We start from the raw sequence: 11,984 nt of genomic DNA, 5'->3' as shown, positions 1-11,984 counted from the left end.
AATGTACGAGATGATGTATTGAAAATCTCGTTTGTCTTATTTCGTAATCTGGAATAACAATGTTAATTAGATATTTATTACTGCTGGGGTTATGTTTAAGTTCCATCGATGCTTTTGCCAAGCAGGTTTATGATCAGAACTTTTATAATACCCATAGTGTGCAAGCCCTTGAGGTTCCTGAAAATAGTCTTAGCTTTTTGATTTTGGGGGATTGGGGCCGCAATGGTCATTATCAGCAAAAGCCTGTGGCTAGAATGATGGACATTGCCATGCAGCGCCTTGATGGTGAGTTTATTGCGACAACCGGTGACAACTTTTACTCAAACGGTATAGCCTCAGTAGACGACCCGTATTGGCAAACCTCCTTTGAACAAATATATAATGGCCCGAATTTATTTGAAGATTGGTACCCCACATTGGGGAATCACGATTACCGTGGTAATTGGCAGGCGCAAATAGATTATTCTAAACGCAGTCGTCGTTGGGAATTTCCCGCGCCTTACTATGCTAAAACCTTTGCGGTGGGTGATAACAGCCATATGTTAGTTTTGTTTATTGATACTAATCCGCTTAATCCCGAGTACAAAACTCGTGCTAAATATGCCGAAACCCAAAAGCAAGATGGTGAAAAGCAGTTACACTGGATTAAACAGAAATTAGCTAATTCTACCGCTAAATGGAATATTGTGATTGGACACCATCCTTTGTATTCCAGCGGTAAACGTTATGGTAAAACCGCAGGAATTCAGCAGGTATTGGAACCGATTTTTGAACAGTTCCAGGTGGATGCCTACTTCGCTGGCCATGAACATGACTTACAACATAATCGCCCTGAGGGTAAACAGGTAGAGCACTTTGTGTCTGGTGCAGGATCGGAACTACGTCCGGTGCAGCAGCGAGAATTTACGCAATATGCTATTAGCCAAGCCGGGTTTTTAACTGTCTCCGTGGGAGATGACACTATGCTAGTACAATTTGTTAGCGCCGCAGGCGAGCGCCTGTATCACTATAGTATTGGCAAGGAATAAATATGAAATCACTTTATTTATGGATTGCGGCCTCAGTTGTTCTGTGTGCCTGTCAAACCGAAACTGCGGTCACCTCCAGGCAAGCCGCCGACTCCCATCATCCAACCGAAATTAAGCAAACGCGTCCACTATTGGCCGACGAAAAGCAAGTGGTGGCGGGTAAGTCCGCGTTACCTATTTTGCACAATAAACAGCAATATTGGCTGTTAACTAGCGAAGTTAATGGCATTTCATTAGTTGATGAACATGGACAGATCCTCAGTACCTTTGCCGGTAACATGGAAATGCTCGATTGGCGGGATAATATCCAAATAGGCAATGACACCTTTGGCTTAATAACAACCAACGACAATAACAATCAAGAAATACTGGTGCTCGGTCTGGACTGGCAAAGCAAACAGTTATCGTTGCTGACGACCCTTGCACACCCTGAAGGGCAGGTGGAGGCACTTTGTTGGTATCAAATGCCCCAAGGACACTTGTCAGTATTTATCGCCGACGCCCAAGGCACGGTGGAGCAACGTATTGTGGTTGATGGTACTTCTGAAACCTTAGTCGACATGCCTGTCCATGAATTTATCGGTACCCTTCAAACTAAAAGCTGTGGGGTAGATGACCAAGCAGGCATTTTGTATTTAGTCGAAGAGAATATTGGTTTGTGGCAGTATCCCGCTGATCCAGAGGCGGAACTTGTTAGAGACTTAGTGGCTGCAGTTAAACCTTTTGGCCAGTTACAAGGGGAAATAACCCATGTTGACGTGCTAGAAAACGGTGATGTGTTACTCAGCACCCCAGATCAACAAGGTGTGTGGCTTATACATGGACAGAACCGAGAAAATACTCGTTTTATACCTTTACCCGGGATACAAAAACCAGAAACGACGAATGGAGTGCTCCACTCTTCAAAACTGTTGTTGGGGATCTTTGATGATGAACACACGGCATATTCCCAACTTGAACTCAACTTTCCAAGTTCAAAGCAAACGGCTTCTCAACCTAGTTTTGCCACTGTTAAGGCATATGCTCAAACACAGCCCATGGAAGTGTTTGGTGATGCAGCCGATGACCCTGCTATTTGGGTAAATACCTCTGAACCTGCACAAAGTAGAGTGCTTGGCACCAATAAAAAACAAGGCATGATGCTGTACGACTTGCAAGGTAAGTTATTGCAACAGCTTAATGTAGGGCGCGTAAACAATGTGGATATTCGTTATGGTTTTACCTTAGGGGAGCGTACTTTCGATTTAGCCGCGGCCAGTAACCGTTCCACCAATAGCATTAGCTTGTTCTCATTGCAGCCAGATAGTGGTGACTTAGCGTATTTGTCAGATATTCAAACAGATTTACGGGATCTCTATGGCCTTTGTATGTATCAACAAGATGACCAATTTCATGTTTTTGTAAATGATACCGACGGGCGTTTTCAACAGTATTTATTAATACCGGAAAACGACAAGATCAACGCTAAATTAATTCGGGAGTTTCGGGTGCCCAGCCAGCCTGAAGGTTGTGTGGCTGATGATAAGCATCATCAGCTGTACTATGGTGAAGAATCTACCGGTGTTTGGCAAGTGAATGCTCGTCCTACCAAAGCTGCTGCTAGACTGATCGCAACCACCTCAGACACTTTCGTGGCCGATGTTGAAGGCATGGGCATTTATAATCTCGATGACAAACGTTATTTGGTGGCATCCAGCCAAGGTAATAACAGCTTTGGCGTGTTTGACTTAGATGAGAACACGCGCTATTTAGGTAGTTTTCGCATCGACATGGATTTAGCGGCGGGTATCGACGGTGTTTCTGAAACCGATGGTTTAGAGTTAACTTCCCAACCGTTAGGTTCACAGCTCCCAGACGGCTTATTGGTGGTGCAAGATGGCCGAAATCGGCTACCCAATGCCCCGCAAAACTTTAAGCTGGTGGATGGAAAGTTAATTAAGCAGCTGATACAACAATGGTTAAATAAGTAATACGAAAAAGCCCCGTTAAATCGGGGCTGTTTGGATATTAGTAAACGAATTTAGATTAGTGTTTTTTAAATTGGCGTCTACCTAACATTAATAAGCCCAAGCTTAAAATTGCAATTAATGAGGGCTCTGGAATATCGTTTGGATCTGGTTCAACAACCTCGGCTTCACCAGCAACACCAATGGTGAAACCATGCCAATACTCAGTTAAATGAGTAAAACTAATTGAGGTGTGACTCCCTGCTGCAAGCACCACACCATGCAATTCGCCACTAGCGGTGAAACCGGTATTGTCACCGTTCACGGTTGCTGTGCCACTACCCCAGTAGCCGGTGCCTATACTTTCAAATTCAATTTCTGTATCGAATAACACATTTTGGCCATTCCAACTATTGAGCGCGATATAGACATTTTCAATGGCTGAACTAAAGGATATAGTGACTTCACCTGCCGCGCCTAATGCTACTTGTTCACTAGGCAATGGTGCATTATCAATGCTACCGTTGGTATAAGCATTGCCTGTCCAGTAGTTAGTAGCTGTGCCGGTTTGTACAAAATAGTGACTGCTGCTGTTCGTATACGTGACATCAATTATACTACCGCCAATGTCTAATTGCCCAGTTGCAGAAGAAGCACTATCCTCACTCATCCAGTCAGTCCAATACACAGGGAAACTGTGGGCTTGTAAACTAAATAGGCTGAAAAACAAAGCTATACTCAAAATCTTGGGAAATAATTTCATTGATTTGTCCTCTAACATAACAATATTACGTCTTTGTGCAAAAAATAAGCAAAAATACTGCCAAAGTGCTAACTGCTTGTTCTTAAATTACTTGTAAATTGTTTCGTGGTAGTAGTTGTAATTTGTGTTAAAAAAATTGACATAATTCTTTGAAAAGACATGAACACAAGCTAAATGAAAGGAAAAACTGGTCAATCTATCAACAGTTAACAATTCAATCGATATTTGTCGTTGCAAAGTGTCGAAAAATAAGTAAACTGCGCAGCTCGGTCGGTGTGTAGCGCAGCTTGGTAGCGCACTGTCATGGGGTGTCAGGGGTCGGAGGTTCAAATCCTCTCACACCGACCAATTAATCTGCTCCCCTTATCTAGCTTGACTCTCAAGCGTTTTCCATATCAGAATATCCCTAATTTATTGAACACAAGAAAGCCATTGGGTCACCTTTTGGGTCACTACCCCATGGCCTAAAGACCATGCTACCGATTTTATATCTTGTAGGTGGGGGATTTATCCCCTACATGTGTCCTTATCATCCATGGCCTAAAGACCATGCTACCGATTTTATATCTTGTAGGTGGGGGATTTATCCCCTACATGTGTCCTTATCCTCCATGACCTAAAGACCATGCTACCGATTTTATATCCTGTAGTCGGGGGATTTATCCCCTACGTATGTCCTTATCATCCATGGCCTAAAGACCATGCTACCGATTTTATATGTTGTAGGTGGGGGATTTATCCCCTAGGTGTGTGTCCTTATCATTTATGGTCTAAAGACCATGCTACCGATTTTATATCCTGTAGGTAGGGGATTTATCCCCTAGGTGTGTGTCCTTATCATCCATGACCTAAAGACCATGCTACCGATTTTATATCCTGTAGGTGGGGGATTTATCCCTTGCGTTTTTGTTCTCATGTTTCATGGCCTAAAGACCATGCTACCGGTTTTATATCCTGTAGGTGGGGGATTTATCCCCTAGGTGTGTGTCCTTATCATCCATGGCCTAAAGATCATGCTACAGGGGGCTGTATTCTTCCCTCGGTGTTGTAGGTGGGGGATTTATCCCCTACATGTGTCCTTATCATTTATGGCCTAAAGACCATGCTATCGATTTTATATCCTGTAGTCGGGAGCTTTAGCCCCGAGAAGGTGCTGTCAGCCCTCAGCCTAAAGACCAAACTAATCGCAAAATACGCGTTGTGACTCTTGCACCAAGAATATCTGGAATCAACAAGCTGCTAACAATAAATTCGCCATAAATGGCTGTTTGAACGAATTTGTTTTTAACTAAATTTCTAATAATAACAATCAGATAAAATTATTCCTCATCGTCATGTTAAATTTTTGTTTACAATCTGCGTCCATTTAACTAACATTTACTTAATCGATTAAGTAAATCGTTTCTTAAAAACTAGAATTAACAGATCTACCAATATATATACAATAATAAACTTAACATGAGGCACTCAACATGAGCTTTAACTACAAAAGATCAACACTGTCCCTAGCAGTGCTCTTTGCGATAAATAATACCGCAGTAGCACAACAAAACTCTGAAGACACCGAAGTAAAGCAAGAATTTGAAACTATCGTTGTGACGGCAGTGCCTACTGGCGTCGAGGCTCAGGAGGCTTCAGTATCAGTAAGTACTCTGATCCCAGACGACATTGTTAAGTTGGCACCGCGCTCGACAGCTGAAGTATTTCGAGGGCTGCCAGGTATCCGCGCCGAATCCTCAGGAGGTGGCGGTAATGCAAACATTACTATCCGCGGTATTCCTCTGGCCACAGGGGGCTCGAAATTCATGCAATTACAGGAAGATGGATTACCCGTTCTTGAGTATGGTGATATCAACTTTGGTAATGCCGATAATTTCCTGCGTTATGATTGGTCAGTTGGTTCAATACAGTCGGTACGCGGTGGCTCAGCTTCAACATTTGCAAGTAACTCACCGGGTGGCGTAATCAATATGATCAGCAAAACAGGTGAGTCTGGTGGCGGTGCTATTGGCGCGTCTTTTGGCGTGGATTATGAAGAGTTTCGTTTAGACTTCTCCTACGGTGGCGAAATTAGCGATGATCTGTATTTCCATGTTGGTGGCTTTGCTCGTGGTGGTGAGGGCACCCGTGAAACTGGTTACAATGGTGATCAGGGCGGTCAAGTTAAGTTTAATATTACCAAAGTATTGGATAACGGTCATATCCGTTTTTACTTCAAAAACTTAGATGACAGAGTAACGACCTACTTGCCTGCACCGGTAAAAGTTAACGCTAATGGCGATTATGGGCCGGTTGAGAATTTTGATGCAAGTAGTCAAACTTTGCACTCTGCTTATACAACGAATGTATCTACATTTGATTCGTTTGGAAATCCAGTAAACCGTGATCTTACCGATGGTATAGAGTCTCAGGTAACTTCCTACGGATTTGAAGTTGATTTAGAAGTTGCGCCTGAATTGTTTTTAATCAACCGATTCAGAATGTCAGATGTTTCTGGTAGCTTTATTTCTCCATTTACCGACACTTTCGGTGCATATGGACCGCAATCGGCCAATGATATGGCCTCTGCTATTTGTGATTCGGCTTTAGATGGCGATGGTAATTCATTTAATTGTGCCTCCACCTCAGTAACGCTGGCTAATGGTCCTGGTGCCGGAAACGAATACAATGGATTGGCTTTTCTAAACCTGTTGTTCGATACCTCATTGAACGATTTGGGGAACGTCATAAATGATTTAAATCTGACTAAGCAATTTGATAATGGAGTGTCGGTAACAGCGGGTTATTACTACTCAAAACAAGACATTGCAGCAAGCTGGAATAGTTGGAACACCTTCATCCAAACGGTGGATGGTAGCAATTCTCAATACTTACATATTGAAGATGCCGATGGACAGCCGCTAGTCAATAATGGTCTTTGGGCACCGAGCTTTTTATCCTGGGAATGGGATCTTAATTACACCACAACTGCGCCTTATATCAACATTGGTTTTGAGCTTGGCGATGATTGGTTGTTCGATGTCAGTGCGCGTCGTGATTCAGTTCGAGCAAATGGTGAGTTAATTAACTCATGCTGTGGTGGGAACTCTGATTATGATATTAATGGCGACGGGGTGATTGCAGGAAATAGCGAAGATGCGTCTGCGTCGAATGGTTTTGGCTTTGGTGGGGGGGTAATTAACCTGAACCGTGCTGGAGCTGCCAGTCAAATGGTCAATTATGATGCTAATAATACCTCGTTTTCAGTTGGGGGTTCATACCTTTATAGCGACAACATGACAATGTTTGCACGTTACAGTGAAGGCGGCAGAGCGCTTGCTGACCGGTTATTGCAAATTGCAGGAACCTTAAATAGCGATGGTAGTTTAACAAGCACTACATCGGGCTTTGATGAAACTGAACAACTTGAGTTTGGTATTAAGTACGGGACTCGCGATTTCATGCTAAATGGTACTTTCTTTAGTACTGTCACCCAAGATACCCAAGCAGAAGTAACCAGTGGTTTAACGTTTATTCGTGAATATGAAGCTACCGGTATTGAGCTTGAAGGACGCTATAATTTTGGCAATGGTTTTACGGTTTCGGGTAATGGTACTTGGACAGACGCAGAAATTAGTAAAGATCAGTTCAATCAAGCTTTAGTAGGCAAAACGCCTCGCCGTCAAGCCGACTTCATCTATACATTAACACCGCAATACGATTCGGAATATTTCTCTGTTGGCGCTACTTTTCAAGGTTCAACTGACTATTTTGTACAAGATTCAAATGAGTTAAAACAGAATGCTTATACCATCGTTAATCTGTTCGCTACTTATTATATTTCTGACGCTTTTTCAGTGTCATTAAACATTAATAACGCGACGGATCAATTCGTAATAACTGAATCTGAAGAAAGTAATGCACAAGTTGGCGATATTATTAGAGCTCGTCCTCTTAATGGTCGCACAAGCTCTATTCAGTTGAAGTATACGTTTAACTAATTGATGAAAACACAGGGGCGCAAGCCCTTGTTGTTTTCCTTGAATACGCAGAGGTGACCATGTCAAATGCTGTTGCATCACAGAAAAACCTATTGTTAATCAGATGGTTGACTTACTTGATGTTTATGATGTTTGCAATGACATCTGACTCGGTAGGAGAAATTATTAAGGAAGTTAAACTAGAGTTTGATGTTTCCAATACCCAAGCGAGTTTATTGCATTCTCTATTTATGGTGGGAATCGCATTTTCAGGCTTGTTTTTAGGATTCCTCGCCGATCGTTTTGGTCGAAAACCAACGCTTATTTTAGGCTTAGCATTATTTGCAGCTTCTTGTTATTTGTTTTTAATTGGGGGAAGTTTCAATTTTATTCTTGGTCTAATTACCCTATCGGGATTAGCGGTGGGGATTTTTAAGACGGCTGCATTAGCGCTAATTGGCGACATTTCCAGCTCGACTAAAGAACATACTGGGACAATGAACGGTGCTGAAGCTTTCTTTGGCGTGGGGGCTATTATTGGACCTCTATTAGTTGCTTATTTACTGCGCAACGGTGTCGATTGGATTTGGCTATATGTTATTGCTGGCGGTTTATGCACTTTATTGATCATAATCGCCTTGCTGGTTAAATACCCTAAAACTGTCCGCCCTGTTAATACTAAACCCAGCAGTCTTGGCAGTAGTTTGAAATTATTAAAAGATCCTTATGCGATGGCTTTTTCAGTTGGAGCCTTTCTTTATGTGGCGGCGGAAAGTGCTATTTATGTCTGGATGCCAAGTTATCTAGTTTGTGATGCTGGAAGTGTAAACGATATGTTTTCTTGCTATTCCAGTGATACTAATAAGTTGCTTGCTTTATATGCTGTATCAGTGTTCTTTTCACTTAGAGCTGTCGGTCGCTTCGTCGGTATTTGGATGATGCAACGCTACGAGTGGAGTCGTGTGCTGGTATGGTTTAGTTTCGCTATCCTTCTTTGTTTCATGGGTGGCCTAATCGGTGGTAAAGCTATTGCGGTGTATCTATTTCCACTGTCAGGTATCTTTATGTCAGTGATATATCCTACCTTTAATTCTAAGGGAATCAGTTGTTTCGCAAAGGCACTGCATGGCTCTGTCGCTGGCGTTATTTTATTTTTTACCGCAGCTGGTGCCGCTGCAGGCCCGTTGATTATGGGCATAGTAACTGATGCAAATGGCGGGGATGCAAAATATGGATTTATTGTTGCCACTGTATTTTCGGGATTGCTGTTTTTGGGCTTGCTGTACAACACGATCAAAAAACCTACAGCACAACGCTTGGCAGAGGTTGAGCGTTCAGAATATGAATCAGAACCTATTCCAAATATTGATGAGAATGCATTGCGGCTTGCGCCAGAACCTGGATCTAAATAGGAGTTATCTCTGTCAATGCTGCTAGTGCAAGGCAATAGAATCCTTGACGCTATTGCTGTTGTGCAATTCTAGGTTAAAACGATCTAACACTTATAAAAAATATATGGAGTAAATTTATGCTTGCTAAAAATAACGTTCAACTTATTACTTATGTTGATCGTTTCGGGGCCACAACACTTAATGAGTTAGACACCCTTTTAACACAAGATTTGAATGGGATTTTTGGAGGAGTACATTTGCTACCTTTTTATTATCCTATTGACGGCGCAGACGCCGGATTTGATCCCATTGATCACACGATTGTTGATAATCGCCTTGGTCGCTGGGCAGATGTGGCAAAAATGGGTAAAAACCTAGATATAATGGCAGATATGGTTGTCAATCACATGTCTGCAAAGAGTAATGCCTTTAAAGATGTTCTTGAACATGGAAAGGCATCTCAATATTGGCCGTTATTTCTGACTCGTGATTCGGTATTTAATGATAATAATGCGTCTGATATCAGCAAAGTTTTTCGTCCGCGACCGACCGAATGTTTTTCTAATTACACCCTAAAAGATGGCACTAGCGTACCATTTTGGACCACATTTACCGAAAATCAAATCGACATTGATGTAGAGTCGCAACAAGGAAAAGCTTATCTTGATTCAATATTAACTGTATTTGCTGAAAATAATATTAAACTTATTCGTTTAGACGCGGCAGGTTATGCGATTAAAAAAGCTGGAACAAGTTGTTTTATGCTAGAGCAGACTTTTGAGTTTATTCAATCTCTCAGTGAGCGTGCATCTGAATTAGGTTTACAATGTTTAGTGGAAATTCATAGTCATTATCAAACCCAAATAGAAATCGCAAAACGCTGTAACGCTGTGTATGACTTTGCCTTGCCCCCGTTGATTTTGCACACCTTATTTACTCGAGATGTAACTGCGTTAAGCCATTGGCTAGGCATATCGCCGCGCAATTGTTATACGGTGCTAGATACACATGATGGCATAGGGATAATGGATGTCGGTGCTTCAGACGGTAAGCCTGGATTACTAAATAATGATGAGATAGATAGGTTAGTCGAAACTATCCACCAAAACTCCTTGGGGGGATCACGTAAAGCCACAGGTGAAGCAGCAAGCAACGTCGATTTGTATCAAGTAAACTGTACGTTTTATGACGCCCTTGGTCGAGATGACATGGCCTACTTAATCGCGCGGGCAATCCAATTTTTCTGTCCTGGGATACCTCAGGTCTATTACGCTGGATTTTTAGCTTGTGAAAATGATTTAACTTTGCTGGAAAAAACGAAGGTCGGAAGGGATATAAATCGGCCTTACGTCGGCAAGGATGAATTGAAACGAAGACTAGCAACTCCTGTCGTTCAAGGGTTGACAGAGTTGATTAAACTTAGAAATAAAGATGTGTTTAATGGTGAGTTTAGCTGTGCTACCAATGAAAAACAGCTAATCTTACGTTGGGATAAGCATGCAAATTATGCACAGTTGATAGTTAATTTGGAGAACTTAGACGCTAGTATTGAATTAGTTGAAAACGAGCAACTTCAGATAATCAAATTATCCAGCCTTATTACTTCATTGGAAAATAGCGTATGATGTGCAGTATAAATGGTATATCAATAAAGACATTTTCAGGAAATGAGTGGTAACAAGTTAGCAATAAAAGAGGTTGCACGCCGTCTAGGCGTGTCCACCGCAACGATCTCTTATGCGTTTAATCGTCCCGACCAATTATCAGAGAAAAGACGCAAAGAAATATTAAGTGCATGCGAGAAAATGGGGTATTTTGGTCCGAATAAGGCCGCTCGATCACTCCGCCAAGGCACGTCGAACATTATTGCATTGATACTGCCAGACGAATTAGCATATATGGTGAGTGATCCGGTCGCCAGTGAGTTTATTCAAGGAGTGGCTAAGGCCCTTAATTCGACAGAAAAACATCTCTTATTGTTCTCTGGAAACAACGACAATGTTAACGAAATTATTGACTTTGTTGATGGTTTTATTTGTTATGGTTCGCCAAGAAATCCAGCTTTGCTCGAACAATTACCCAATATTAAGAAAAATATAGTGACTGTCGATTTTGATATTGCAGGTGCGCCTTCCATCAATATCGATAATGAAGAGGCTGCTTATCAATCGGCATGTCTAGCAATTGGTGAACGTAAAGAAACCCCAGCTATTATAGGGTTACGTTTAGTTGCAAGTGATTTAACCTGTACGGTAGAAAATAGGCCATTGATTGGAAGCGGATATTCAATTTCGCACCGACGACTTGACGGATATTTACGTGCATTAGGGCAACGTCAAATTTCTATCGACGAAAGTCACATTTGGCATATTCCTGAAAATATACATAAATACGCAATTAAGGCAGCGAAACAAGCGCTTTCATTAACACCTGTGCCAACCATTGTGTTTTGTATGAGTGATATTATTGCACTGGCAGTAGTGAAAGTCGCGGTTCAAATGGGGATTCGTATTCCTGAAGATCTTCGGGTGGTAGGTTTTGATGGAATTGAACAAGGCCAACAATATCATCCAAAGTTAACCACAGTTCAACAATTCAGTGTTGAAAAAGGTATAAAAGCAGCAGAGCTATTCATAAGCAAAGATAAAAAGAGTCAAGAGTTTGGATTTAAAATTCTGAGTGGCGAAACGGCCCCCATCCAAGATCCAAGTTAATATCCTACGTAAAAACCAATTTTTTCTCGGTTTAAATGACCGAGGATTTATCCTTCACATTTTTGTCCTCATGTTTCATGGCCTAAAGACCATGCTACCGATTTTATATCCTGTAGTCGGGGGATTTATCCCCTACGTGTGTGTCCTTATCATTCATGGCCTAAAGACCATGCTACCGATTTT

At 41.8% G+C, this 11,984-nt stretch carries 7 protein-coding genes and 1 tRNA gene; 7 read left to right on the top strand and 1 reads right to left on the bottom strand.

Going from position 1 to position 11,984, the window contains the following annotated elements; genetic code table 11:
• Positions 1-59: 59 nt before the first annotated feature.
• On the top strand, positions 60-1,028 hold the full coding sequence (locus ACYVIL_RS21290; protein WP_460314840.1) for a metallophosphoesterase: 969 nt from the start codon (positions 60-62) through the stop codon (positions 1,026-1,028).
• Between the two features lie 2 nt (positions 1,029-1,030).
• Entirely contained in the window at positions 1,031-2,998 is a 1,968-nt protein-coding gene (locus ACYVIL_RS21285; protein ID WP_460314838.1) for a phytase, read from the top strand.
• 55 nt (positions 2,999-3,053) lie between these two features.
• Here the strand turns inward: ACYVIL_RS21285 and ACYVIL_RS21280 are convergent, their stop codons facing one another.
• The gene (locus ACYVIL_RS21280) at positions 3,054-3,737 is read right to left on the bottom strand and encodes a PEP-CTERM sorting domain-containing protein (RefSeq protein ID WP_460314836.1); all 684 of its coding nucleotides are present in this window, start codon (positions 3,735-3,737) and stop codon (positions 3,054-3,056) included.
• Between the two features lie 271 nt (positions 3,738-4,008).
• On the opposite strand from ACYVIL_RS21280, the gene ACYVIL_RS21275 reads away from it, so the two are divergent.
• The 5 genes from ACYVIL_RS21275 to ACYVIL_RS21255 all read left to right on the top strand — a co-directional run bounded on the left by ACYVIL_RS21275 (position 4,009) and on the right by ACYVIL_RS21255 (position 11,801).
• Positions 4,009-4,085 (top strand) — tRNA-Pro (locus ACYVIL_RS21275).
• Between the two features lie 1,124 nt (positions 4,086-5,209).
• Entirely contained in the window at positions 5,210-7,717 is a 2,508-nt protein-coding gene (locus tag ACYVIL_RS21270; RefSeq protein WP_460314834.1) for a TonB-dependent receptor, read from the top strand.
• Positions 7,718-7,836: 119 nt separating this feature from the next.
• Positions 7,837-9,108, top strand: coding sequence for an MFS transporter (locus ACYVIL_RS21265; protein ID WP_460314944.1), 1,272 nt, complete (start codon positions 7,837-7,839; stop codon positions 9,106-9,108).
• Positions 9,109-9,224: 116 nt separating this feature from the next.
• The gene (gtfA, locus tag ACYVIL_RS21260) at positions 9,225-10,712 is read left to right on the top strand and encodes a sucrose phosphorylase (protein WP_460314832.1); all 1,488 of its coding nucleotides are present in this window, start codon (positions 9,225-9,227) and stop codon (positions 10,710-10,712) included.
• Between the two features lie 42 nt (positions 10,713-10,754).
• Complete coding sequence (locus tag ACYVIL_RS21255; RefSeq protein ID WP_460314830.1) at positions 10,755-11,801, top strand: LacI family DNA-binding transcriptional regulator; 1,047 nt, start codon at positions 10,755-10,757, stop codon at positions 11,799-11,801.
• Positions 11,802-11,984: the final 183 nt, after the last annotated feature.

Source organism: Aliiglaciecola aliphaticivorans, assembly GCF_054782055.1.
Note: the sequence above shows the minus strand (reverse complement) of the source record. Positions and strands in the feature narration are given on the sequence as shown.

Excerpts from the sequence above, each read along its gene's own strand:
- ACYVIL_RS21270 (WP_460314834.1), top strand. The coding sequence starts at position 5,210 with ATGAGCTTTAACTACAAAAGATCAACACTGTCCCTAGCAGTGCTCTTT.
- ACYVIL_RS21290 (WP_460314840.1), top strand. The coding sequence starts at position 60 with ATGTTAATTAGATATTTATTACTGCTGGGGTTATGTTTAAGTTCCATC.
- ACYVIL_RS21285 (WP_460314838.1), top strand. The coding sequence starts at position 1,031 with ATGAAATCACTTTATTTATGGATTGCGGCCTCAGTTGTTCTGTGTGCC.
- ACYVIL_RS21255 (WP_460314830.1), top strand. The coding sequence starts at position 10,755 with ATGAGTGGTAACAAGTTAGCAATAAAAGAGGTTGCACGCCGTCTAGGC.
- ACYVIL_RS21265 (WP_460314944.1), top strand. The coding sequence starts at position 7,837 with ATGTTTATGATGTTTGCAATGACATCTGACTCGGTAGGAGAAATTATT.
- gtfA (WP_460314832.1), top strand. The coding sequence starts at position 9,225 with ATGCTTGCTAAAAATAACGTTCAACTTATTACTTATGTTGATCGTTTC.
- ACYVIL_RS21280 (WP_460314836.1), bottom strand. The coding sequence starts at position 3,737 with ATGAAATTATTTCCCAAGATTTTGAGTATAGCTTTGTTTTTCAGCCTA.